The 24476-nt window shown below is 43.2% G+C and carries 19 protein-coding genes, 1 other RNA gene and 1 riboswitch; of the genes, 15 read left to right on the top strand and 5 right to left on the bottom strand.

Annotated features, from left to right (window positions below):
- Positions 1–81: 81 nt before the first annotated feature.
- Genes WCG05_03925 through WCG05_03900 form a run of 6 tightly spaced genes read left to right on the top strand, consistent with a single transcriptional unit; the run spans position 82 to position 5976 of the window.
- Positions 82–1473, top strand: coding sequence for a patatin-like phospholipase family protein (locus WCG05_03925; protein MEI8321141.1), 1392 nt, complete (start codon positions 82–84; stop codon positions 1471–1473).
- A gap of 57 nt (positions 1474–1530) precedes the next feature.
- Positions 1531–1851: a preprotein translocase subunit YajC gene (gene yajC / locus WCG05_03920; protein ID MEI8321140.1), complete on the top strand. Its 321-nt coding sequence runs from the start codon at positions 1531–1533 to the stop codon at positions 1849–1851.
- 5 nt (positions 1852–1856) lie between these two features.
- Positions 1857–3440, top strand: coding sequence for a protein translocase subunit SecD (gene secD / locus WCG05_03915; protein ID MEI8321139.1), 1584 nt, complete (start codon positions 1857–1859; stop codon positions 3438–3440).
- A 4-nt stretch (positions 3441–3444) separates the two neighbouring features.
- The gene (secF, locus tag WCG05_03910) at positions 3445–4368 is read left to right on the top strand and encodes a protein translocase subunit SecF (protein MEI8321138.1); all 924 of its coding nucleotides are present in this window, start codon (positions 3445–3447) and stop codon (positions 4366–4368) included.
- Entirely contained in the window at positions 4368–4985 is a 618-nt protein-coding gene (locus tag WCG05_03905; protein MEI8321137.1) for a LysE/ArgO family amino acid transporter, read from the top strand. The genes secF and WCG05_03905 overlap by 1 nt, the downstream gene beginning before the upstream one ends.
- Before the next feature lie 43 nt (positions 4986–5028).
- Positions 5029–5976 (top strand): NAD(P)H-dependent glycerol-3-phosphate dehydrogenase, encoded by a 948-nt coding sequence (locus WCG05_03900; GenBank protein MEI8321136.1) that lies wholly within the window; start codon positions 5029–5031, stop codon positions 5974–5976.
- On the opposite strand, the gene WCG05_03895 is transcribed toward WCG05_03900, so the two are convergent.
- Positions 5960–6679 (bottom strand): methyltransferase, encoded by a 720-nt coding sequence (locus WCG05_03895; GenBank protein ID MEI8321135.1) that lies wholly within the window; start codon positions 6677–6679, stop codon positions 5960–5962. The genes WCG05_03900 and WCG05_03895 overlap by 17 nt on opposite strands.
- Before the next feature lie 30 nt (positions 6680–6709).
- Between WCG05_03895 and WCG05_03890 the strand changes: the two genes are divergently transcribed.
- A complete protein-coding gene (locus tag WCG05_03890) occupies positions 6710–7762 on the top strand; it encodes a polyprenyl synthetase family protein (protein MEI8321134.1) in 1053 nt (350 codons plus the stop codon).
- Between the two features lie 79 nt (positions 7763–7841).
- Here WCG05_03890 and topA read toward each other — a convergent pair whose 3' ends face one another.
- The gene (gene topA / locus WCG05_03885; protein ID MEI8321133.1) at positions 7842–10214 is read right to left on the bottom strand and encodes a type I DNA topoisomerase; all 2373 of its coding nucleotides are present in this window, start codon (positions 10212–10214) and stop codon (positions 7842–7844) included.
- 213 nt (positions 10215–10427) lie between these two features.
- Positions 10428–10760, top strand: a riboswitch (cobalamin riboswitch).
- 73 nt (positions 10761–10833) lie between these two features.
- On the opposite strand from topA, the gene WCG05_03880 reads away from it, so the two are divergent.
- The 8 genes from WCG05_03880 to WCG05_03845 all read left to right on the top strand — a co-directional run bounded on the left by WCG05_03880 (position 10834) and on the right by WCG05_03845 (position 18946).
- Positions 10834–12606 (top strand): TonB-dependent receptor plug domain-containing protein, encoded by a 1773-nt coding sequence (locus tag WCG05_03880; protein ID MEI8321132.1) that lies wholly within the window; start codon positions 10834–10836, stop codon positions 12604–12606.
- A gap of 11 nt (positions 12607–12617) precedes the next feature.
- Positions 12618–12953: a transfer-messenger RNA gene (gene ssrA, locus WCG05_03875) on the top strand.
- Between the two features lie 26 nt (positions 12954–12979).
- Positions 12980–13438, top strand: a complete 459-nt coding sequence (locus WCG05_03870; GenBank protein MEI8321131.1) for a ClpXP protease specificity-enhancing factor SspB — start codon at positions 12980–12982, stop codon at positions 13436–13438.
- A gap of 16 nt (positions 13439–13454) precedes the next feature.
- Entirely contained in the window at positions 13455–15215 is a 1761-nt protein-coding gene (locus WCG05_03865) for an ABC transporter ATP-binding protein (GenBank protein ID MEI8321130.1), read from the top strand.
- Positions 15169–15882 carry a lysophospholipid acyltransferase family protein gene (locus tag WCG05_03860; GenBank protein ID MEI8321129.1) on the top strand — a complete coding sequence of 238 codons (714 nt, stop codon included), beginning with the start codon at positions 15169–15171 and terminating at the stop codon, positions 15880–15882. Before WCG05_03865 ends, WCG05_03860 begins: the two co-directional genes overlap by 47 nt.
- Positions 15870–17135, top strand: a complete 1266-nt coding sequence (locus WCG05_03855) for a 3-deoxy-D-manno-octulosonic acid transferase (GenBank protein ID MEI8321128.1) — start codon at positions 15870–15872, stop codon at positions 17133–17135. Before WCG05_03860 ends, WCG05_03855 begins: the two co-directional genes overlap by 13 nt.
- Positions 17119–18099 carry a tetraacyldisaccharide 4'-kinase gene (gene lpxK, locus WCG05_03850; GenBank protein MEI8321127.1) on the top strand — a complete coding sequence of 327 codons (981 nt, stop codon included), beginning with the start codon at positions 17119–17121 and terminating at the stop codon, positions 18097–18099. The genes WCG05_03855 and lpxK overlap by 17 nt, the downstream gene beginning before the upstream one ends.
- Complete coding sequence (locus tag WCG05_03845; GenBank protein ID MEI8321126.1) at positions 18086–18946, top strand: lauroyl acyltransferase; 861 nt, start codon at positions 18086–18088, stop codon at positions 18944–18946. Before lpxK ends, WCG05_03845 begins: the two co-directional genes overlap by 14 nt.
- 242 nt (positions 18947–19188) lie before the next feature.
- Here the strand turns inward: WCG05_03845 and lepA are convergent, their stop codons facing one another.
- From lepA to pheS, 3 genes are read right to left on the bottom strand one after another with little or no spacing between them, the layout of a single operon-like run.
- Positions 19189–20985: a translation elongation factor 4 gene (gene lepA, locus WCG05_03840; protein ID MEI8321125.1), complete on the bottom strand. Its 1797-nt coding sequence runs from the start codon at positions 20983–20985 to the stop codon at positions 19189–19191.
- Positions 20972–23362 (bottom strand): phenylalanine--tRNA ligase subunit beta, encoded by a 2391-nt coding sequence (gene pheT / locus WCG05_03835; GenBank protein ID MEI8321124.1) that lies wholly within the window; start codon positions 23360–23362, stop codon positions 20972–20974. Before pheT ends, lepA begins: the two co-directional genes overlap by 14 nt.
- Entirely contained in the window at positions 23359–24441 is a 1083-nt protein-coding gene (gene pheS, locus WCG05_03830) for a phenylalanine--tRNA ligase subunit alpha (GenBank protein ID MEI8321123.1), read from the bottom strand. Before pheS ends, pheT begins: the two co-directional genes overlap by 4 nt.
- Positions 24442–24476 lie beyond the last annotated feature (35 nt).

Below are 24476 nucleotides of genomic sequence, written 5' to 3'. Positions count from 1 at the left end.
CTAATTCCTGGTGGGTTGTCAAAACTTCTGGACAAAAAAACAAAAAAGGACTTATGCTGATAAAAAACAGGGAAGCTCATCATGAATTATAAATTAGGTCTACTTCTATTTTTGACTCTTTTTCAGTTAACAGCCAATTCTTTTCCTACCCGATATTCCTGTGCGGACCTTAAATTTTATAAAAAACTGCTTGAAACCAAAAAGCCAGGATCTTTAACAAGCCACCCTAATTGTAATGCCAGCGCTATTAAATCTGCGACAAAAAACCCAGAAAATGAAGAGTTTTGGAAACAAGAAATAGAACCAGTTTACATAACACAGTTTGGGCACCCCTCTAGCCTTTTTCAAGACTGTAAGGATTGTGTGTCATCAGCCCCCCATCATACAAGAGACTCCTATCAAAACAAACTAGAGAGTAAGGATTATATTTTTGTTTTGTCTTTAGACGGGGGGGGCGTTCGGGGCATTATTGCCGCTAAGATACTTGCCCACATTGCTAAAGAAACAGGCCGAACAATTCCAGAAATTTTTGACATTTTCGTGGGCACATCAACCGGAGGGCTTATCGCCCTGTTCTTGAATGCTCCCGATGATTTAGGGCACCCAAAGTATTCTGCTGAAGATTTAGTTGGGCTTTACACAGACCTTCCGAAAAAAATATTTTCACACCCTAGCCTTCTTAGAAAAGTACGAGGAACAGGCGGGGTTTTAACGGCAAAATATAGCGCAAAACACTATGAGGAATATTTGAAGACTCATTTTGGAAATGCCACGCTCTCCCAAACAATTAATCCAGTTGTTGTCACCAGTTTTGATATTGAGCGTGGAACGCCGTTTTTCTTTAACACCTTAAACGCCGTAGCAAACCACAGAGATGACTATTTCTTGTGGCAAGCCGCCCGGGCAACAAGTGCAGCTCCTACTTATTTTAAGCCCTACACCTTATTTGTAGGTGATGAAAAAAAGAAGCTGACTGATGGAGGAATTGGGGTAAATAATCCCGCTGCAGTGGGTGTAACGGTTGCTAAAGATTTGATGCCAAACAAAAAAATATATCTTGTTTCCATTGGTACTGGCGTTTATTTGAAAAAAAATAAATTTTATGGATCTGGCACTTTTGGAGGAGGCGCTTTATCTGGTCTTGGTAGAAATTTTGGGACAACCATAGATGCTTTGCTGAATGCCCCAAATACTCATACCTCAGAAACTGTAAAGATGTTGGTTGAGGCATTGGGAGGAAAATATCTTAGTTTGAATCCCCAACTTCTGAAGGATGTGGACCTGGCGAGCACATCAAAGAAAGATATGAGTGACTTAATGGCCGCTGCTGAACAGATCATAGAAGGAGAGCCTCTAAATGAATTTATCGCCTTTGTGAATGCGCAGAAAAAACTAAAAAGAAGGAATGCTGTGCGAGGGGATCGTGATTTTGCAAGATGGCATAGAAACGTCACATCTCGCGCAAATCTATAGTTGAAAATCCTAAAGCAATCTGCTAATGCTGGATAATATTTTAATGGAGACAATGTAATGCAACAAATTATGCCCTTTTTACCCATCGCTTTAATTTTTCTTGTTATGTATTTTATGGTTATTCGCCCCCAAAGCAAAAAAGCTAAAGAACACCAAAACATGGTGGCTGGCTTGAAGAAAGGCGATAAAATCGTTACAAGTGGTGGCCTTATTGGAGTCATTACTCAAGTAAATGAAACAGAATTGGAACTTCAAGTTGCAACAGGCGTTCGTGTGTTTGTGGCGCGCAATATGGTTATAAATCTTGTATCTAAAGATGTGGCTGTGGCTGAATCTGGTCCCATTACAAAACCTAAAAAAACGCTTAAGAAAAAATAGGAACCATGCAGTATTTATCTCAGTGGAGATTATCTATCATTTTCGGAGTCTGTCTTGTAGGGCTTTGGGTTTCTTTGGCATCCTTTTTCTCCAAAGACACATTAGATCGTTTCCCTGATATATTTTACAAACAGCAAGTTAGCCTGGGCCTTGATTTGCAGGGGGGCTCATCCCTGCTTCTTGAGGTTGACCTAAAAGACGTTTCCAAAGATTATATGTCTACTTTGCTGGATGAAGTGCGTCGTTCTTTTAGAAAAGACCACATTGGCTATTTCAATTTAAGGGCAGAGAATCAAACCTCATTGAAATTTACCTTGCGCAACTTGTCTCAAAAAGACAAGGCCTTAAGTGTTATCCGCTACATCATCCAAGATGTTTCCGTAAAAGTGGAAAATGATCAAGATGTTATTGTTCATGTAAACGATTCTGTCTTTAAGCAGCGGGAAGAAGGGGCTGTTAAACAGTCCATCGAAATTGTGCGCCGCCGTATTGATGAAATGGGAACCAAGGAACCTTCTATTCAACAACAAGGAAAGAACAGAATTTTGGTTCAATTGCCCGGCGTTAGTGACCCCAAGCAAATCATAGATATTTTGGGAACAACGGCCCGTCTCACCTTCCGATTATTGCATCCCTCCGTTTACTACCATGACAAAATGTCTATCCCCTATGGATTTGAAATTTTGTCCGGTGATTCTGGACGAGGTGAAAATACTGTTCCCGTAAAATACTTGGCACAGAAAAAAATTCAGGTCAGCGGAGAAATGTTGGTGGATTCTCAACCAACTTTGGATCAAAACGGCGCCAATGCAGTAAGCTTTAGTTTAGATGCTCCTGGAGCCAGAGTTTTTGCTGATGTGACCACAAAAAACGTGGGAAAACCTTTTGCAATTATTTTGGATGATAAAGTGATCAGTGCGCCGGTTATCAATTCACCTATTCCAGGGGGGCAGGGCATTATCACTGGTTCTTTCTCACTAGACGAAGCCAGAAATTTGGCTATCTTGTTGCGGGCCGGTGCTTTACCAGCCCCCCTGTCAGTGCTTGAGGAAAATACTGTAGGCCCAGAACTAGGGTCTGATTCTATTAAGGCTGGCAAAATTGCGACGACTATGGCTATTGCCTTGATTGTTGTGTTCATGTTTTTGTTTTATGGCCCCTTATTTGGCGGCATTGCCAATTTCTGTTTACTTTTCAATTTAGTCTTATTGCTGGGCAGCATGACACTTCTTGGTGCCACTTTAACTCTACCCGGTATTGCGGGTATCGCTTTGACTTTGGGTATGGCGGTGGACGCGAACATTCTTGTCTTTGAACGCATCCGGGAAGAAGTCCGCAATCAACAAGCTCCCCTATCTGCCATTAGTGCCGGTTACAGCCGGGCTATGAGCACCATCGTGGATTCCAACATTACCACCATTATTGGGGCGGTCTTGTTGTACATTTTTGGAAATGGTCCGGTTCGTGGATTTGCGGTGACCCTAACAGCCGGTATTTTAATTTCAATGTTTACGGCTGTTTCCTTAAGTCGTGTTTTTGTTTTGCTTTGGCTAAAATATTTTGGCCATAGAAAATCTTTGCCCATATAGGTTTATGATGTTTACAGGTATCCGCCTTTTCCCTGCTACGCTCAAGATTAATTTCGTGAGTATGCGCTATGTTACTTATGGGCTATCTATATTTGTAACTTTGGCAACAATCGCTGGTTATTTTTTAAAAGACATTAATTATGGCATTGATTTCACGGGCGGAACTCTTATGGAAACCCGATTCTCTGATATTCCTGATCTAGGAAAGTTAAGGTCAGAATTAGCCAACCTTCCTATGGCCGAAATTTCTTTACAAGAATTTGGAACACCTCAAGACCTTTTGATTCGGTTAGATCAAAAAGAACGGACAGATAAACAACAAGCCCAAGTCATCCAAAAAGTAAAAGAAATATTGGGCCCAGACGTGGAATATCGTCGCATTGAAACCATCGGCCCGAAAATGGGGGCGGAACTCATTAGCAATTCAATTCAAGCAACCCTTTGGGCCATGATTGCTATGCTGATTTATGTTTGGTTGCGGTTTGAATGGCAGTTTGGTTTGTGCTCGATTATCGCATTGATTCATGACTCTATAGGGGTATTAAGTCTTTATACGATATTTGGGCTTGAATTTAACTCAACCACCATTGTGGCAATCTTGATTACCATTGGGTATTCCATTAACGACACGGTTGTGATCTATGACCGTATTCGAGAGAACTTGCGAAAGTACAAAAAGATGGATCTAGCAAAATTAGTGAATATTTCAATCAATGAAACCCTTTCCAGAACCACGTTAACCTCAGCTTCAACGCTTATTGCCTTGTTGGCCCTGTACTTGTTTGGGGGCGACCTTATTGCCTCTTATAGCTTGCCTATTTTGCTGGGCATTGCGTTTGGGACTTATTCATCTATTTTCTTGGCGGCCCCTCTTCTTGTAACCTTGGGCTTTAAAGTGCACGAGGAAGAAAAGCAACCTGAGTTTTAATGCCCTGCCTTTCTTTTGCCCCATTTCTTGAAGGATTTTTCACAGGAGCCGGCCTTATCATCGCGATTGGCCCCCAGAACGCTTTTGTTTTAAAACAGGCGATCCAAAGAAATCATGTATTAACGATTGCGGTTTTGTGCTCAGTCATTGATGCCTTTCTAATTACCCTGGGTATCACTAGTTTAGGAGAACTTCTAACAACCCAATCAACCCTTTTGACAGTGGCAAAATGGGGCGGCGCCCTGTTCCTGACGGCCTATGGGATTAAATCTTTTTATTCAGTTTTCAAAACCCAATCCTTGGTCATTGATGGGGAACCCGAACGTTTGTCTCTTAAAAAAACCGTGCTAATGATTTTAGCCTTAAGCTTTTTGAACCCCCACGTTTACTTGGATAACTGCATTTTGCTGGGCAGTATCGGGGCCCAATTTCCATTGGCAGAACGTTACTGTTTCCTGATGGGGGCTGTTCTTGCCTCCTTCGTCTGGTTTTTCTCTGTGTGTTATGGGGCACGTTATCTAAGACATTTTTTCGCAAACCCCCTATCCTGGAAAATCTTAGATTTTTCGATTGGATGTATTATGATTTTTATTGCTGCTCTTTTAGTTCTTGGATGACATTTGGAGATAACAACTTTATACTCAGCCAAAAAGGAACGTCATGACAACTCTATCAGTAATTGGAACAGGCGCTTGGGGCACAGCTCTGGCCCTTACAGCACAGCGGGCTGGCTCAACTGTAAGTGCCTATAACAAACATCCCTCCCCCTCGGATATTTTAGAAAAGCATCACATTCCCCTGGTACACACCTTAGAAGATGCTGCAAAATCTTCGATTCTTGTGATTGCCATTCCCACCCAAAACATTCCGGAACTTTTGATAGATTTAAAATCTTTCGTCACCCACAACACTATTTTAGTAATGGCGTCCAAAGGCATTCACATTGAATCTGGAAAATTTATCACAGAAATGACGAATACTTTATTGCCAGGAATTCCTGTGACTGTTTTATCAGGCCCCAATTTTGCCCATGAAGTGAGTCAGAATTTGCCTGCAGCCACGACCCTGGGATACACAAATAAAACAGCGGCCGAGTTTGTCTCTACAAGCATGTCCCATTCAAAATTTCGTATTTATTTGAATGATGATGTGATGGGGGTTCAAATAGGCGGCTCCCTTAAAAATGTGTTGGCTGTGGCTTGTGGCTTTGTTAAAGAACTGCAGCTGGGGGAAAACGCCATGGCTGCCCTGTTGACCCGGGGAATGGCGGAAATCAAGAATTTGGCTCTTAAAAAAGGGGCAAAAGCAGAAACTTTGTGGGGTCTTTCCGGGATGGGAGATTTAGTTTTAACCTGCATGGGCAGTCAATCCCGCAATCTGCAATTTGGGCAACAGGTAGTACGCCTAAAAAGTGCTGAAAAAGCCTTAGAAGCCCTGGGTACAACGGTTGAGGGCTATCACACTGCAAAAGCCCTCTTGAAAGTTGCTGCGGATTTACAAGTGAATATGCCCATTTGTCACGCTGTTTACAAAATACTTTATGAAAATTTGAATCCTCTGCAGGCTATTGAATTATTAATGACACGCCCTCTTAAACACGAGGGATAATTCCAACCCCATCCCATAAAATACTCTTAGCCACGGCCGTGTAGCTGCCATCGGCCTCATGGAGCACAAGCCCCGAGGATAAAACTCCCTTAGACTTAACATCCTTCCGTCCCCGAATCAGACATCGGCTAGCCTTCTCCTCCGCTTTAGGCCATAGAGGAATAATCACCACTTCTCCCAAGTTTTCAATAGCCTTCAATACTTTACTTAAAGAATCAGCCGGGTAAATAAAGCTAATATATCCTCTGGGCTTGGCCATTTTGATGCAAAATTTCATCCATTTTTCCAGGCTAACTTCCCCCTCAGACCGAGCCAAGGCCCTTCCCTCATGAGGAGAAGGGGCTGAATCTTCAAAATAGGGAGGGTTCGTGACCACATGATCAAAGGTTCCTGGTTTTAAGGAGCACTTTTCAAGAGATTCAGCTAAAAACTGCACCCTGCCCTCGAGCCCGTTTGACTCAGCATTTCCCTTAGCAAAAGTGATCACTTCTTCTTGGCAATCAATCCCTGTAAAAGATGCCGCTTTCAAACGATAGGCTCCACACAGACTAACTGTTCCAACCCCACAACCTACATCTAAAATGTGTCCCTTTACTTCGGGTAAAAAAGCAGCCAGAAGTACGGCATCACTCCCCGCCCGATAACCTGCCTTTGGCTGGGCAATTTTCAATTGCCCGCCTAAAAAGTTATCAATTGTTTTCATGGCTTCATTCATACCACTCGCAGGATGCTTTTGCCAATACTCTCGACTTCCGCACCCAATTTCAGTAAACTGCCAGCCATGATTCAGTCTTGTGCCATAAAACCTATTGCTCAATCTTTCTTTGAAGATCTTGAGGATTATTTAGAATCAGATTTAAGAGATGTTAACCTTAAAATTTCTAGTTTTTTTTCTGATGTCCCCTTGATCAATCAGATTTCCCATCATCTGATTCAGGCGGGCGGCAAACGTATTCGCCCCATTCTAACCCTCTTATGTGCCCAGCTAGACCAACCCATTCAAAATAGAAAAGTTATTGATTTAGCGGCATCTCTAGAGTTGATTCATATGGCCACTCTCCTCCACGATGATGTGATTGACCAGGGAACTCATCGGCGACACAAACCCTGTGCCCATACTCTGTGGGGAAATCAGGCAACTATTCTGGTGGGAGATTATCTTTTCAGCCGGGCCTTTCAAACCATGGTCCACAGCGATTCATTACCCATTTTGAAAAGCTTGTCTCAAGCGGCCACCGCTATTACAGAAGGGGAAGTATTGCAACTGACCTTAACGGGAGACCTTACAACTCCTGATGAAACGTATTTCAAAATGATTGGTTTGAAAACAGCATCCCTATTCAAGGCTGCTTGTGAAATCGGTGCTCTGTTGGGCCATGGGTCTTACTCAAAAGCTCTAGGAAGCTATGGCTATGAATTAGGGATCATCTTTCAGCTGGTTGATGACTTGTTAGATTATACCCCCCACAGAAACCAGATGGGAAAAACCATCGGAACTGATTTGAAAGAGAAAAAGATGACTTTGCCGTTGTTGTGGCTTTATCAACAAAGTGACTATGTGGACAAGCAAGCTCTAGAAGATATTATGTTCAAAGAGGAACCTAGCCCAAAAGATTTGGATACACTGATAAGCTTGATGGAAATCCATAAAATTCCATCTAAAATCACTGATTATCTAAATCATCGACAGACTTTAGCAAGAAGCTATTTGCAGGAAATTCCCTCGTCCCCAGAAAAAACCTTTCTGGAAGGCCTTTTGGATTTTTGTATTGAGAGAGTTTGCTAAAAATACTTGCTCAAGGAAGATGATGAGATTAATCATCCGTGCAAACCCCATAGGGACGTGGGATCCAGATTTTTCTCTTTTACTTCTTCGTCTTTTTACGGAAGGATCTTTTAGCGGGCGGGTTATCTTCTGCATGCTGAATAAGAGCTAAGGCTTCTTCTAATGTGATTGAAAGAATATCCTGATTTTTTACAGAAACAAATTTTGACCCATGCTTCACATAAGGGCCGTAAGGGCCGATGCTGGCTGTAATAACTTCATTTGTTTTGGGATTCACCCCCACCGTTCTGGGAAGAGATAAAAGATCAACAGCATTTTGCAAAGTAACGCTCTTGGGTGGTAAAGATTTTGGAACGCTTGTTCTTTTAGGCTTTTTCTTTTTGCTATCTTCTCCCATTTGCACATACACACCATAGGGGCCCTTGCGCAAGGTGATTTCTTCTTTTGTGTCGGGATGAGTTCCCAAAACCTTGGGGTATTCTTCCCCATCTTTAGCAGCAGCGGCTTGGTCTTCACCTGTTTCTTCTGTATCTTCTGAACTGGAAAGTTTGTGGGAATAGGTGCATTCCGGGTATTGATCACAGCCCAAAAATGCCCCATATTTACCCAGTTTCAAATGCAAAGTCCCTTTTTCACACTTGGGGCATTTTTTAGAAATTTTACCATTTTCTTTGGGGAAAATGGAATCAGCTAATTCCCTGTCTAATACATCCAAAACTTCAGTAATTGTTAGTTTATCTGTACCATGAACAGTCTTTTTAAAATCAATCCAGAATTTGCTTAGAACTTCTTTCCATTCTTTTTTGCCGTTGGAAATATCATCTAAAGAATCTTCCAGATTGGCGGTAAAGTCATATTCCACATACTGTTTGAAATAAGTATGCAAAAAGACAGAAACCATGCGGCCCCGATCTTCGGGAATAAATTGCTTGTTCGTAAGACGCACATAATTACGGGCCTGCAACACATGTAAGATTGAGGCATAGGTTGAGGGGCGTCCAATACCCAGTTCTTCCAATTTCTTAACCAAGCTAGCTTCCGTAAACCGTGGAGGGGGCTGTGTGAAATGTTGTGATGGAATGACTTTTTCTTTATGGATGGCGTCCCCTTCGTTTAAGGGTGGCAAAGTTTTTTCGTCATCCTCTGGGTCATCGCCCTCGTCTTTGCTTTCTTGATACAGTTTCAAAAAACCATCAAAGGCGATGGTAGACCCTGTTGTGCGTAAAAGCACTTCTTTGTCACTGGATGCAATATCAACAGTGACTTGGTCAATCAAAGCGTTGGTCATTTGGCTGGCGAGCGCTCGCTTCCAGATCATGGTGTAAAGCTTCAGCTGATCCGCGTTTAAGATAGATCTTAACCGATCCGGGGTCAGGCTAACATCCGTGGGGCGAATGGCTTCATGAGCTTCTTGGGCGTTCTTGGCTTTGCTTTTGTAAAAGCGGGGTTCTTTGGGCAGATAGGATACTCCCAAATCTGATTCAATATAAACCCGGAACGCAGAAATAGCCTCTTGGCTTAAATTCACACTATCTGTACGCATATAGGTGATCAACCCTATGGATTCCCCATCCACTTCCATGCCCTCATAAAGCTGTTGAGCCAGCAACATAGCCTTGCTGGCGCTAAACCCTAGCTTGCGCACAGATTCCTGTTGCAGGGTTGAGGTTGTAAATGGAGGATAGGGATTGCGCTGAGTTTGTTTTTTCTGAACCTTGTGAACGGCAAAGGTTTTTTTCTCAATCGTTGCAGCAGCTTCCTTAGCATCTTTTTCATTTCTGAAAGAAAATTTTTCAACTTTCTTCTGATGTAACTCTAGCAAACGGGCCGTGAAAGATTTTTTCTGGGGAGACTGACATTCAACTTCTAAAGACCAATATTCTTCAGAAATAAACTTTTCAATTTCAAATTCTCGGTCTGTGATTAAGCGCAAGGCCACCGACTGTACACGCCCTGCAGACTTGCTACCGGGCAGTTTGTGCCACAAGACGGGCGACAAAGTGAACCCCACCAAATAATCAAGTGCCCGACGGGCCAAATAAGCATCCACCAATTCCTGGTTCAGTTTTCTGGGGTGATGAATAGCTTCAACAATAGCTTTTTTCGTGATTTCGTTGAAAACGCTGCGATGAACCTCAACATCTTTCAGAAGCTTCTTTTGCTTTAGAACTTCACAAATATGCCAAGCGATGGCTTCCCCTTCACGATCAGGGTCAGTTGCGAGATATAAAGAGTCTGCTTTTTTGATAGCATCTGCAATGCTTTTGATATTTTTTTCGCTGCCCTTATTAGCTTCCCACACCATTTTAAAATCATGGTCAGGGTCTACGGATCCATTTTTGGACGCCAAATCCCGAATGTGACCATAGCTTGCTAGGACTGAATAATTAGCCCCCAAGTATTTTTTAATGGATTTGGCCTTGGCCGGTGATTCAACGATAACTAAATTCATTTTCTACTCTAAATTTTATTCATTATATACCTGGGGTGTTTTTAAAAGTCGAGGTTGTTTTTGAAAAGAGGTTGTTTTAAGCCAGAAAATATAATTTGGGGCCGTCCTTTATAACACTTTTATTGCTTTATCTAGGACTGCTCCTAAGGAATAAATCCTCCATTTATGCGACCTTACCTATATTAATCTTGCATCAAAGATTCGGTTCTGACATCTTAAAGAAACAAGAGTGGTGCCTTCAAAGGGAATGAAGTTTAAAGCTTTGGCTGCCCCCGCAACTGTAAGTGAAGAGTTGGCCCATAAGGATCGCGAAGTTAGTTTAAAACGAGCTATCAGTCACTGGAATTTTTTTCTGGGAAGACATGGACAAACGCTAAGTACCGTTCTTAGAAATTGAGGAGTACGAGCGAAACCAGAGTCGAGGTTTCTGATTGTACTGACGTACATGATGAAACTGAGATCTCGCAGTTTTGCGAAGTAATCGTTAATTTCTAAGAACGGTAATATTCACAAGCCAGGAAACCTGCCACTCTATCGTCTCTTAAGTTTTGACCGGAGGGGTTTAAACGGAAAGAAGCTTTTCAGCTTTTTAGGTGACGGTACCGAATAGGTGCCAAGAGTGAATTTTAGAAAATACTATAGTATCTTTTGTTGTCTTTTGTTAGGGATTCCCCTGTTAGGGGTTGCCCAGGATTTGACTGTGAACATTCCGGTGATAGGGCAAAAAAAAGACCCAGCCTATGCCTATGAAAGCCCCTTGTGTAATGAACCCGCTCCCCTTCTTGAAAATTCGTTACGCTCTGTTCCCTCTCTGTATGTTCAACAACAAGGGGGAGATGGTCAGCTGGCCACAGTTAATTTTCGTGGCCTAAGCGCCTATAACACAGCGGTACTCGCAGATAATATTCCCCTAAACACCACAGGCAGTGGCATGTTTGATTTTTCCCATTTACTCTCTGGATCTTTCAGTCAAATAAAATTGATTGCAAGCCCTAGCCCCATTCTTTATGGGCCTGGATCAGCAGGAGGCGTCGTATCCATGACAACCGATGCAGGGCAAGATCAAGTTAAAATTGAGGCTGGCAGCTTCGATAGTGTTTATGGCTATGGTAGAAAATTTTTCCAACACAAAAATCATGGGGTAACTCTTCATGTGGAAGGCTTCGGAACCCAAGGCTTACCTGAATATGGACCCTATCGCATGCTGGGGGAAAAAGCCCCCTATAACAATCAAACAGTGGCTGCTCGGTATGACTATAGGACCTCTAAAATTAAGTTAAAGGGGACCCTTCGGGGCATGCAAGACTATGGAAAATATGACGAGACTTCGACGAATCTGGGGCCCAAGCCTCAAGGTCGACAAACAACCCAAACTATGATGGGTAATATTGAGCTTATTTACGATTCTTCAGCCCAAAAAAGTCATCAACTGAATACTTATTTTAATGTTAATAAATCCAAATTTTCTCAAGAAAGTTTTTCTGATGTTCTATTAGGAGGGATTGATTATGCGGGTCAACACGAATGGAACAGCCGCCAAAAAACCCTTGTTAAAATTTTGGGAAACAAAACCCAGCTTAAGAAAGAATTGGGGTTTGCAAAAAGCCAAAATCATCTGGCTGCAGGGGTGCAACATACAGTTTTCATAACCCCTGCTGTTTTTGTGACCGGGGGCGCCCGCAATGATCATTACGACCACACGAAAGAACTTCAAACTTATGAGGGAACTACTGGGTATCTTTATGACAAAGGGGTCCTAAAAGTTTCCCTGCGGACTGGCGTACGCCCCCCCACCATTTATGATTTTTATATGGACAATTTTTATGTTCAATCTAACCGAAATTTGCAGGTAGAAAAAACCCAAACCGCTGATATAACTTGGGAACATAGAGTCAATGACAGGGCAGTTTTTAAGGTATCTCCCTACATCACACAGGCCCATAATTTAATCACAAACACCTTGGTTGGCGGAAAATTCACGACGGTGAATGCTTTTGGAACCACCCAAATTTCTGGATTTGATATCATGGGAGATTTAACGTTGACTGATAAATGGAAACTAAGACCCGCTTACACCTATACGCAAACCAATTATAAAAACGTGATTCTAAGCCCCTCTTTCCCAAAACATAAAGGCAGCTTGGATACTCTTTATGATGTACGGGAAGATTTGCAACTTACAGGGGCGTTGCTGATGGTGGGAGCCTATGATAGTTTAGGGCATTCCATAAAACCCATTCAATTAGTGGACTTGGGGGTTTCTTACTATTTTTCTGCTGCCCACAAAACTTATTTCAGAATAGATAATTTTTTCGATACCCACTATCAACAAGTCTATGGGTACCGCAGCCCTGGGCGGGCTATCTATGGAGGGCTACACTGTTATTTTTGAAATACCACATTCTTGTTTGAAATTCAGAAAAAATACCCTATATTAAGGGTGATGGGAAACCATCTATGGCGATAAACAGCTTGTGGAATAAGCGAAGCGGACCCGGGGGCAGTGCCCGGCACCTCCACCATTTATGGGGGTGACCTAGGATCGACGTGCGTAATAAAGACAAACTTTTTGCTCGGCATTGTACCGCCGTTATCGGGCTATTGTTATAAGTGCAAACACAAATGTACGTACCCGTCGCGCTCGTCGTGAAGCTGCTAATAGCAACTTGGGTCGTACCGCACTCGCTGCCTAGTAGGTAAGCGCGGTTCCGGGGGCACCGGGCAACAGAAGCCCCCACTCTTAACTTTAAAGATGAAGGATTTTCATGAGATACCTCGATTACGAACAGATGGTTGATAAAGCTCTTTTAGGGGTTGTGCGCGGCGCTTTGGATCAAGTGGCAAAAAAAGGACTTAAGGATGATCACCATTTTTATATAACTTTTTTGACCCAGTATCCAGGGGTTGAATTGGCCCCCCATCTTATAGCTCAATACCCTGATGAAATTACAGTTGTGTTACAATATGAATTCTGGAATCTAGAGGTTCTTGAAGATTCTTTCTCTGTTGATATTAATTTTGGGGATCAAACAGAAACCATCAAGGTACCCTTTAAATCTGTGGTGCATATTTCAGACCCATCTTCTAACTTTGAGTTAGAATTTAATCCAGAAATTGGCCAAATTAAACCCTTTCCACAGGGCACTCCTCCTAAAGATAAAAAACCATCTTCTGATAAAAAAATGGGTGAAGTCATTTCTCTGGATCAATTCCGTAAAAAATAATTTTTAAAAAGTCTTTATGATGCTGATGACAACTTCCACCTGGTATTTACTTAAACGTTTGTGGAAGTCTTATATTCGCTACCATAAGGGCAAAATAGGATCGGCTTTCTTTTTCATGGCCCTTTCGGCAGGGTCAACAGCCTGGCTTGCTAAACTGATGCAACCCATTATTGACGATGTCTTTAAGTCAGAAAATGTGCAAAGCCTTAGGTGGGTTGCAACCGCAGTTCTGTCTGCTTTTTTAATCAAAGGCATTGCAGCCTATGGGGAATCCATTGTCATGAACCGCATGGGGCAACGAATTCTTTCAGATTTACAATATGATTTGCTTTCTCATCTGATTAGGGCTGATTTGGCCTTCTTTCAAAACAACTCCACGGGCACTTTAATTTCCCGCTGTACAAACGATATTAACCTGATGCGGGGGGTTGTTTCCAATACGCTGACCAGTTTGGGAAAAGATCTTTTGATGGTTATCTTTTTGGTCGCAGTCATGTTTGAAAATGATTGGGTCTTGGCGGCATTGACATTTTTTGTTTTTCCTTTGGCTGTTTATCCCATTGTTCGGATTGGCAAAAAAATGCGCAAAGTTTCCACTTTTACCCAAGAGCAAACAGGTTCTTTTCTATCTTTGCTGAACGAATTGTTTCATGGAACACGTTTGGTAAAAGCATTCAATATGGAAGAATACGAACGGGACCGTGCTAAAAAAACCATTGAATCCCTGTTTAAATTGGCCCTAAGGTCAAATAGAATTCGCTCCCTCTCCTCCCCGATCATGGAGACCCTTGGGGGCATTGCTATTGTTATTGTAATTTTTTACGGGGGATACCAAGTCATTCAGCACACCAACACGGCGGGGGCTTTTTTCTCGTTCATCACCGCCTTATTGCTTGCCTATGAACCCATGAAACGCTTGGCCAATTTAAATGCCAACCTGCAAGAAGGTCTGGCTGCTACTCGGCGGGTTTTTGATTTGATGGATATAGAACCAACTATCCAAAATTCAGATACTGCTCAAGACCTTCCTGTGGAAAAAGGGCAGATTGAACTACAAAATGTTCATTTTCAATACACTCCCAAAAAACCTGTTTTAAAAAACCTGACCCTGAAAATTCCCGCTGGAAAAAAAGTTGCTTTAGTGGGGGAAAGTGGATCTGGTAAATCAACCCTGCTGAACCTAATCCCCCGGTTTTATGAGGTCGATAAGGGAACAATTCTGATTGATAACATTCCCTTAAAAAACTTTACTTTGGAATCTTTACGATCAAATCTATCCTTAGTCAGTCAAGAAATAACTCTGTTCAACGATACGGTTCGAGCCAACATTTTGTACGGCAAGCCCGATGCAACGGAAGCTGAAATTGTAAAAGCTGCCAAGGACGCAGCAGCGCATAGCTTTATTCTAAAACTTCCTCATGGATATGACACGTTCATTGGGGAATCTGGGTTGAAGCTTTCAGGGGGTCAACGGCAACGCATTTCCATTGCCCGAGCCTTATTGAAGAACGCGCCTATTTTGTTGTTGGATGAAGCAACCTCAGCCCTGGATACAACCTCAGAACGACATGTTCAAAAAGCCTTGGATCAACTGATGAAAGGTCGCACGTGCTTAATTATTGCCCACCGACTTTCCACCGTTAAAAATGCAGACAGAATTATTGTGCTGGATGAGGGTCAAATCGTTGAAGAGGGTACCCACGATGCCCTGGTGAAACGCAAAGGAATTTATGCTCAACTTTGCCAATGGCAACTTGTTGAAGATGCTCATGCTTAAGAAAGTTCTAAAATCTAATTTTGCCCAAAATCTTGTCGCTTTTCTAGCCAGTCTTTACATTCGGTTTGTTTTTCTGACAACCCGATGGGAATTTGTGAATTTTGAAATGCCTGCAGATTATTTGCAAAATAAAAAACCCTTTCTGACTTGTTTCTGGCATGCCCGGCTTTTAATGTTGCCCTATGCCTGGGCTAATAAAAAACACCCCTTTCACATGCTGATTTCCGCCCACAAGGATGGACGTATTATCAGCAAAACAGTAAGTCATTTTGGTATCAAGACGGTTGCGGGCTCTACAGCCAGAGGCGGCACAGAAGCCCTTTTGCATATGGTGCGTCTAAGCCGTCAGCACGTTACCTTGGGTATTACGCCCGATGGCCCCCGGGGGCCTGCCTATGAAATCAGCGATGGTACGGTTATGTCTGCTTATTTGATGAAAGCTGATTTAATTCCTGTTACCTACTCGGTTTCCCGCAAAAAGATTTTGGGAACTTGGGATAAATTTTTGGTTCCCTTTCCCTTTGGTCGAGGAGTCTTTGTGTGGGGTGAACCCGTGCCCTTTCCAAAGGATAAAAAAGATTTTCAAGTCACAAAAGAAAAACTAAAACAAGCTATGGATGATGCCTGTCACCAAGCTGAAGAAAGAGTCAGCCTATGTTGTTCCTAGCCTATAGAATTTTTCTTTTTTTAGGCTACCCCTTTTTACGGGCTTGGATTTTTTACAGAACAAAAAAAGGCAAAGAAGATCAAAATCGCCTTTCAGAACGTTTTGGGGTTGCAACTGTGGCTAGACCTAATGGAACCCTATTCTGGTTTCATGGGGCCAGTGTTGGGGAAAGCTTGACCTATTTGCCTGTATTGCAGCATTTTCACATGAAATATCCGGACGCTTGGTTTTTAATGACAGCGGGTACGAAGGGGGCGGCCGATATTCTGGCCAAAAGATTGCCTAGTCGCTGTATTCACCAATATGTCCCCTTGGATCACCCCTGCTTTGTGAAGAAATTTTTGAAGCATTGGCAACCGGATTTGTGCTTTTGGACGGAATCAGATTTCTGGCCAGTTTTGTTGGAAGAAGCCGATAAAAAAACCAAGATATTTCTATTGAACGGACATTTATCTGCTAAAAGCTTTTCCTTTTGGAAGCGCTTTCCCAAAAGTTTTCAAAAACTTATGGGATTCTTTTATAAAATCTATCCCCAAACCACAGAAGACAAGGCCAGATTTCTTCATTTTAATATGGAATCTGTAACCTATTTAGGCAATTTAAAGTTTGCAACTCCACCCATGACTCAGCTGCCAAAATTAGGTGCCTCTATTGAAAAGACCCTGAAAGAGAGGCCCTTTTGGATTGCGTCCAACACCCATAAGGGGGAAGAAGAAATTATTCTGCAAGCCCATCACATTTTGCTGGAAGCCAATCCAAATCTTTTGCTGGTTCTGATTCCCCGGCACCCTGCCCGCGTATCAACAGAAATTATCCCCTTTGTGGAATCTTGCACCTTATCCCATGTTGAAAGATCCTCCCGGCACACCCTATCAAAAGAAAATATTTATATTGTGGATACCATGGGGGAAGTTTTGTCTTTCTATGCCCTAAGCAAAATAGTGTTTTTGGGGGGATCTTTGGTTCCTAATGTGGGGGGGCATAATCTATTAGAGCCCTTAAGATTCAACAACATGGTGATGATTGGGCCCCATATGACCAACAATCAGGATATGGCCCATGATGGATTGAAATATAAAGTTGTGACGGAAATAAAAACTATGGAAGACCTAGTAAAGACTGTGCAAGAGTGGCTAGATAAAACGCCCGACACAAAGGCAATTCAAAAATTCCTAAAGAAAAAAGACGTGTTGAGTCTTTACATTAAAGCGATTGATCAAGAATTGGAAGAATTACATGTGGAAAACGCCTAAGTTTTGGCTTGAAAAAAACAGCTTGTTAGCGTGGATTCTGTTCCCCCTGGGGCTGCTTTATAGTGTTGCAAGCTGGTTGCGTTGCGTGCTTGTTAAGCCCTACAAAGCCCCCTGCCCCATCATTTGTGTGGGCAATGCAACGGTGGGCGGTGCGGGAAAAACTCCAACAGTTTTAGCTATTGCCCATCTACTTCAAAAAAATCATCAAAAAGTTGCCTGTCTTAGTCGGGGATACGGCGGCAGATTAAAAGGCCCCGTTCAGGTGAATTCCGCCCATCATAAGGCTCCTGATACAGGGGATGAACCCTTACTGCTAGCCCAAGTGGCCCCCACATGGGTAGCGAAGGACCGACGAAAAGGCGCCCTTTCTATTGGCTCAGTGGATGCTATTTTAATGGATGACGGCTATCAAAATCCGGGGCTTTATAAAGATCTTAATCTATTAGTGATTGATGGGCCTAGAGGATTTGGCAATGGCTTTGTATTTCCCGCAGGACCGTTAAGAGGCCCCCTAAACCATACTCTAAAACAGGCAGATGCGGTGGTCGTAATAGGGCGCCCTTCCGCAGAAGTCACAAAAGTTTTGAAGAACGTCAAGCAACCCACTTTTCAAGCCACTCTTGAACCCAAAGAATCTTTGAAAAAATTTCAGAATAAAAAATTTATTGCTTTTTGCGGCCTGGCAACCCCAGATAAATTTTTTCAAACTCTCAAAGACCATAAAGTGAAAACTTTAAAAGAAATCTCTTTCCCCGATCATTATTTATTTTCGGATCCAGATCTGGAAACCTTACTAACCCTTTCCCAAGAACAAAAAGCTCCCTTATTAACCACTGAAAAAGATTGGGTGCGATTGCCAGATTTTTACAGAAAGCTTGTTATTCCCTTCCCAATTGTTCTAAAGTGGGAACAGGAAGAAAAATTTGAGTCTTTTTTAATGAAAAAACTTCATGAAGTATCTTAAAAAATTTGTATTATCCCCCTTAGAGGCCATTCCCATCATCTGTATTTATATGATGTTAAAAGCCCTTCCTGTGGCTGTTTCTTCGGCACTTATGGGAAAGCTAGCCCGATGGGTGGGCCCCTTTTTGCCCGTAACCCGCTTGGGATTAAAGAATTTGCATGCGGCTTTTCCAGATAAAACTCCGGCAGAGTGCAAAAAAATTATCAAAGATGTTTGGGAAAACCTGGGCAGAACAGTAGGAGAACTGCCCCACAGTCACACACTTGCGAAAAACCCGAAATATATTGAAGTTGTTCATGGGGAAAGAATTGAAGAACTTAAAAACGATGGTAAGGGGGGTATTTTTTTCTCAGCTCATTTAGCCAACTGGGAATTGCCCCATCTGGTGGTTAACCAGCATCAACTGCCTATATGGTTGATTTGGCGGGCACCCAATAATTGGATCAGCACTTGGTTTTTAAAGAAAGTGCGGGAAAGTTCTTTGACAACTCTTGTATCTAAGGGATCCAAAGGTTCTAAGCAGATGATTAAAGTTTTATTGGAAAATGGACATGTGGGGCTGTTGTTGGACCAAAGATTGTCTGAGGGCGAAAAGATCCCCTTTTTCAATAGGCCTGCCCTGACCGTAACAGGTCCCGCCAAGTTGGCCAACAAGATGGGAATTCCCCTGGTCCCTGTACAAGTAGAACGGCTCAAAGGCTGTCACTTTCGGATTACGTTCCATCCTCCCTTGAAGCTAGGAAAAACCCCCTTAGAAACAACAGAAAAAATCACTAAGACTTTAGAAGGCTGGATCACCAAAAACCCTGGTCAATGGTTGTGGCTTCATAATCGTTGGCGGGGTTGAAGATTGCTCGTCAGCCTGGGGCTTCTCTATAAGCTTATAAAAAAATACTCCCCTATTGCCTTCCTCGAGCCAAGCCCGAGGGAATCACTGGAAGATATACTCATTTTATCCGAGTTTAGCTATACGAGGAGAGACACCTACTAAAAACTAGGTTAGCGACGAGTAACGACCTACACCTTTTATAAGGAATCAGCTATATTCGCCCGATGGCTGACGAAGTAGGTGCCCAAAAAGATGGTTTTTTAATCATCTCTTTTTAAAGCAGCAAGAAATGCACTCTGCGGAATTTCTACATTCCCAATTTGGCGCATTCTCTTTTTCCCTTTTTTCTGTTTATCGAGCAGCTTCCGTTTACGAGAAATATCCCCCCCATAACACTTTGCAGTCACGTCTTTGCGCATGGCTGAAATCGTTTCCCGGGCAATAATTTTACCCCCAATAGCCGCTTGAATGGCGATGGGGAAAAGCTGACGAGGGATAAGCTCTTTCAGCCGTTCACAAATTTCACGACCCCGAGCTTCTGAACGCGCCCGATGAGTAATGAAAGACAGGGCATCCACCGGTTCCCCATTTACTAAAATTCCGACTTTTGCCAAATCACTTTCTCGATAATCATCGATCTGATAATCAAAACTGGCATAACCACGGCTGATAGATTTTAGCCTATCATAAAAATCAAAAATAATTTCGTTTAGGGGTAGTTTATACACCACCATGACCCGAGCACCCACATAGGTCATATCAACTTGTTCCCCCCGACGTTCTGTACACAGAGCCAAGATTGATCCCAGATACTCATCTGGCACCATAATGGTGGCTTTAATCCAGGGTTCTTCAATGAAATCAATCCGGCCTGGATCTGGCATATCTGCGGGGTTGTGGAGTTCCAGCGTTTTCTTATTAGTCAGGTGAACCTTATAAATCACGCTGGGGGCTGTGGTGATCAGATCAAGATCAAATTCCCGTTCCAAACGCTCTTGAATAATTTCCAGGTGAAGCAATCCCAAGAACCCACAGCGAAATCCAAAACCCAGGGCTGCTGAACTTTCTGGCTCAAAATGAAAACTAGCATCATTCAAACGCAATTTAGCTAAACTGTCGCGCAAGTGTTCAAAATCAGTCGCATCAATGGGAAACAGGCCACAAAACACCACAGGGACTGAGGGCTTAAACCCAGTCAATGCCTCAGCACAAGGGCGCTTTTCTTCTGTGATGGTATCACCCACCTTACAGTCTGCAACTTCCCGGATATTGGCTGTTAGGTATCCTACTTCGCCAGGACGCAAAGATTCCACTCTTTGAATTTTTGGGGTAAAAATACCCACCTGATCCACCACATAAGTTGATCCATTGGCCATCATTTTAATTTTCATGCCTGGTTTTAAGATACCGTCTTTAATGCGAATCAGAGTAATCACCCCCAAATACGCATCATACCAACTATCCATCACTAAAGCCTTTAAAGGGGCGCTTTCATCCCCTTGAGGGGGCGGCAATCGGTGGACAATGGCCTCAAGCACATCTTCAATTCCTATGCCTGTTTTGGCGGAAATAAGAACCGCATTACTGGCGTCAATCCCAATCACTTCCTCAATTTGAGCTTTCACTTTTTCAGCGTCGGCCGAAGGCAAGTCAATCTTGTTAAGGACAGGAATAATTTCGTGATTATTATCAATGGCTTGGTATACGTTGGCTAGCGTCTGGGCTTCAACCCCTTGAGTGGCATCCACCACCAAAATAGATCCCTCACAGGCCGCTAAAGACCGGCTGACCTCATAAGCAAAATCCACGTGTCCAGGGGTATCAATTAAATTAAGCTGATAGGTTTCTCCATTTTTTGCGGTATAAAGTAACCGCACCGTCTGGGCCTTAATCGTGATGCCCCGCTCTTTTTCAATATCCATGGAATCGAGCACTTGTTCTGTCAATTCTCGCGAAGTCAGACCCTGACATTTTTCAATCAGTCGATCTGCCAGGGTTGATTTTCCATGGTCAATATGGGCAATAATCGCAAAATTTCGAATTTTATCGAGAGACATCTTCTGACCTTAAGGTTCCACCTGTGGTTTGTTCAACGGCTTGAATAATACGGGTGCTTATAGATTGAATTTCTTCATCTGTAAAGGTTTTTTCTTGGGGCGTTAAGCGTACCCGAATGCCCACGGCTTTTTGGGCAGCATTGCCTCCAACTCCCTTATAAACATCAAAAACATCTACACTTGTGATCAGGATTTTATCAATTTTTTGAACCGTTGTTACAATGGTTCCTGCCTCAACTTCCTCTGATACAACAAAAGAAAAATCTCGATCAATGGCCTGGAAAGGTGATAAAATCAAGGGTTCCTTTCCTTTTTGCTTGCCTTGAGGCAAGGCACTTAAATTCAGTTCCATTGCCACCACAGGCTGCTTAATATCGAACTGTTTCAAAATGCGCGGATGAAGTTCACCAAAAAATCCCAGAATATTTTTAGGGCCCTGCTGCACAACACCTGACCGACCCGGATGATAATAGACTGGGGCCCCTTGGCTCACAACCTGATAGGCCCCCTCTTTCAAGCCACTTTCCTTCAAAAGAGCCAGCATATCAGCCTTAGCATCAAACACATTCACCCATCGTTCTTTTTGAGCCCAATGGTTTTTATTGTAGCTCCCCCAACGCAGGCAAGCGGCATGAGTATCTTGAATCTCTAAGCTCTTATAAACGGGTCCTATTTCAAACAGAAATATAGGATTTTGTCCCCGATCTATATTACGTCCCACGGCTTTTAACATAGTGGGAATAACAGAGGGGCGCATATATTCCATATCAATAGTCAGGGGGTTTGCAATTTTTAAGTCATGCCCCTTTCCGCCAAATAAATCATAGGACTTTTCATCAATCATTGACCAAGTGATGGTTTCAAGAAGGCCGCGACCTGCCAAAACATGTCTGAACTTAATATGTTGTTTTTGAGTATTCGTTAGAACAGCAACATCCACAAAAGGCAGCGGCATTTCAACAATCTTGTCATAACCGTAATGGCGAACAATTTCCTCAACCAGATCAACGGATTCGTGAATATCATGGCGCCAAGAAGGCACCGTGATGGTCTTGCCTTTTACATCAAAACCCAGGCGATTTAGAATAGTTGTCATTTGCTCTTCTGACAGGGAAAGATCTGTTAGTTTTTTAACTAAAGAGGCATCGAAAGAGATCGTTTTTTGGGTGTCAGAAACTTTGCCAATTTCTTGTAAGGGGCCTGCTTCTCCTCCACACAGATCCAAGATAAGTTGGGTTGCTGCCTCCAAGCCCAACAGGGTGCTACGGGGGTCAATGCCCCGTTCAAATCGGTACCTAGAATCCGACAAAAGATTCAATTTCCTGCCCGTTGCAGCCGTGCGAGAAGAACTAAAGTAGGCAGATTCCAAAAAGATGTTTGTGGTATCCAGCGAACAGGAAGACCGCATACCACCCATAACCCCAGCTAAAGCCAGGGGTCCTTGCTCATCGGCCACCAAAGTCATTTCTGAATCTAAAAGATAATCTTGCCCCTTCAAAGATTTAAATGCTTCCCCATCTTGGGCGAAACGCAGGTGCATATTGCCCTGTACCTGATCCAGGTCAAAAGCATGCAAGGGGCGCCCCAAATCAAAACAAAAATAGTTGGTAATATCCACCAGCAAAGAAATGGGTGTTTTGCCCAAGGACTTTAATTTCTTCTGTAACCATTCTGGGCTGGGACCATTCTTGACGCCTCGAATCACCCGCCCCACAAAATGAGGGCAAGCCCCCGTTTCCAAAATCAGCGGATCCGCCACCAAAGCAGGGCCTTTCACATCTGTCGCCACAATTTTATGAACAGCCAAGGGTTTCAAGGTTCCAAGACCCGCGGCATCCAGTTCCCGCGCGAGACCCCGAATGTTTAAACAGTCGGACCGATTGGGGGTTACGTTGACTTCAAAAATCGTGTCAGAATTCCCCAAAAAAGCCACAAGGGAATCCCCCACTTTTGCAGTAGATGGTAATTCCAGAATCCCTTCAGATTCTGTGCTTAGCCCTAATTCAGAGGCAGAACAGAGCATGCCAAAACTTTCAATGCCCCTTATGGCTGTATTTTTCAGTACCAAACCATTCACTGGAATTGTGTGCCCCGCCAAGGCCAAAACTACCTTAAGGCCAGCACGAGCATTTGGGGCGCCACAAACAATCTGCAACACCTCGCCCGATCCACGACGCACCTTACAAACCTTTAAGCGGTCTGCCTGGGGATGGGGGATTGTTTCTAAAATTTCCGCAATTTCAAAGGGCTCTAATCCCGCTGAGGGGTTCAAAACATCCTCAATCTCTAAGCCAATTTTCGTCAGCGTTTCTGATATTTCTTCAGGTGATGCCTTAGTTTCCAAATGATCTAAAAGCCAGTTATAGGAAAGTTTCATTTATCACCTTTCGCAGCATACAGGGCAGAGGGAATATCAAAAGTATCAAAACCATAATGTTTCAGCCAGCGAGTGTCCGCCTCAAAGAAATCGCGCAGATCAGGAATGCCGTGTTTCAACATGGTCAATCGTTCGAGGCCAAACCCAAAGGCAAAACCTTGGTATTCGGCGGGGTCAATACCACAATTACGCAACACATTGGGATGCACCATACCGCCACCTCCTACTTCAAGCCAATCAGTGCCTTCTCCCAACTTAAGGGATCCCTTTGATCGGTCGCACTGAATATCCATTTCTGCAGACGGTTCTGTGAAGGGGAAAAAACTAGGTCGAAACCGAACAGACAGATTTTCAAGGCCAAAGTAAGCCCGCAAGAAATGTAAAACTGTATGTTTTAAATGACCCATGTGAATATGGCGATCAATCACAAGTCCTTCAATTTGGTGGAACATAGGCGTGTGAGTCATATCGTAATCAGCCCGAAAAGCGTGCCCAGGGGAAATAATACGAATGGGAGGCTTTTGAGTCGTCATAGTGCGAATCTGAACAGGGGATGTATGGGTTCTGAGCACGCCTGGATTTCCATTGACCTCTCCCTTTAAATAAAAAGTATCATGGTCTTGGCGGGCCGGGTGATCTAGGGGGATGTTCAAGGCGGTGAAGTTATTGAAATCATCTTCAATATCGGGCCCCTCAGCCACGGAAAATCCCATCTGCAAAAACAAGTGAATCAGTTCTTCCATGGTTTTGTTGGTGGGATGAATGCCGCCTTTTTCTTCAGGATTGGGTGATAAAGAAACATCAATGCGCTCTTTGGCCAGTTGCTGTTCTAAAGCTTCAGATTCCAGAATTTCTTTCTTGTGGGTCAAGGCATCCATGATGGCCTGCTTCACCACATTCAAAGCCGCACCCTGTTTGCTTCTCTCTTCTCCAGATAGAGTGCTCAACCCTTTCAACAGAGCAGTCAACGCCCCACTTTTTCCCAAAATGTCCAGGCGAAGGGCTTCCAAGTCCTGCAAGGTTTGTGCCTGGTGGATTTTCGCCAAAGTATTTGTTTGCAATTCATTCAGTTGCTGCATGGGGCTACTCTATTGTAAATGAAGAATCCTATCAA

This window comes from Alphaproteobacteria bacterium (assembly GCA_037146715.1).
In the GTDB taxonomy this organism is placed as follows: Bacteria; Pseudomonadota; Alphaproteobacteria; order UBA7879; family UBA5542; genus JBAWWO01.
The sequence above is the reverse complement of the archived record's forward strand: the minus strand, read 5'-3'. Positions and strand labels throughout refer to the sequence as shown.

What these genes read in the sequence shown, in the direction of transcription:
- WCG05_03925 (MEI8321141.1), top strand. Translation starts at nt 82, where the DNA reads ATGAATTATAAATTAGGTCTACTTCTATTTTTGACTCTTTTTCAGTTA.
- yajC (MEI8321140.1), top strand. Translation starts at nt 1,531, where the DNA reads ATGCAACAAATTATGCCCTTTTTACCCATCGCTTTAATTTTTCTTGTT.
- secD (MEI8321139.1), top strand. Translation starts at nt 1,857, where the DNA reads ATGCAGTATTTATCTCAGTGGAGATTATCTATCATTTTCGGAGTCTGT.
- secF (MEI8321138.1), top strand. Translation starts at nt 3,445, where the DNA reads ATGATGTTTACAGGTATCCGCCTTTTCCCTGCTACGCTCAAGATTAAT.
- WCG05_03905 (MEI8321137.1), top strand. Translation starts at nt 4,368, where the DNA reads ATGCCCTGCCTTTCTTTTGCCCCATTTCTTGAAGGATTTTTCACAGGA.
- WCG05_03900 (MEI8321136.1), top strand. Translation starts at nt 5,029, where the DNA reads ATGACAACTCTATCAGTAATTGGAACAGGCGCTTGGGGCACAGCTCTG.
- WCG05_03895 (MEI8321135.1), bottom strand. Translation starts at nt 6,679, where the DNA reads ATGAAAACAATTGATAACTTTTTAGGCGGGCAATTGAAAATTGCCCAG.
- topA (MEI8321133.1), bottom strand. Translation starts at nt 10,214, where the DNA reads ATGAATTTAGTTATCGTTGAATCACCGGCCAAGGCCAAATCCATTAAA.
- WCG05_03870 (MEI8321131.1), top strand. Translation starts at nt 12,980, where the DNA reads ATGAGATACCTCGATTACGAACAGATGGTTGATAAAGCTCTTTTAGGG.
- WCG05_03865 (MEI8321130.1), top strand. Translation starts at nt 13,455, where the DNA reads ATGATGCTGATGACAACTTCCACCTGGTATTTACTTAAACGTTTGTGG.
- WCG05_03860 (MEI8321129.1), top strand. Translation starts at nt 15,169, where the DNA reads ATGCTCAACTTTGCCAATGGCAACTTGTTGAAGATGCTCATGCTTAAG.
- WCG05_03855 (MEI8321128.1), top strand. Translation starts at nt 15,870, where the DNA reads ATGTTGTTCCTAGCCTATAGAATTTTTCTTTTTTTAGGCTACCCCTTT.
- lpxK (MEI8321127.1), top strand. Translation starts at nt 17,119, where the DNA reads ATGTGGAAAACGCCTAAGTTTTGGCTTGAAAAAAACAGCTTGTTAGCG.
- WCG05_03845 (MEI8321126.1), top strand. Translation starts at nt 18,086, where the DNA reads ATGAAGTATCTTAAAAAATTTGTATTATCCCCCTTAGAGGCCATTCCC.
- lepA (MEI8321125.1), bottom strand. Translation starts at nt 20,985, where the DNA reads ATGTCTCTCGATAAAATTCGAAATTTTGCGATTATTGCCCATATTGAC.
- pheT (MEI8321124.1), bottom strand. Translation starts at nt 23,362, where the DNA reads ATGAAACTTTCCTATAACTGGCTTTTAGATCATTTGGAAACTAAGGCA.
- pheS (MEI8321123.1), bottom strand. Translation starts at nt 24,441, where the DNA reads ATGCAGCAACTGAATGAATTGCAAACAAATACTTTGGCGAAAATCCAC.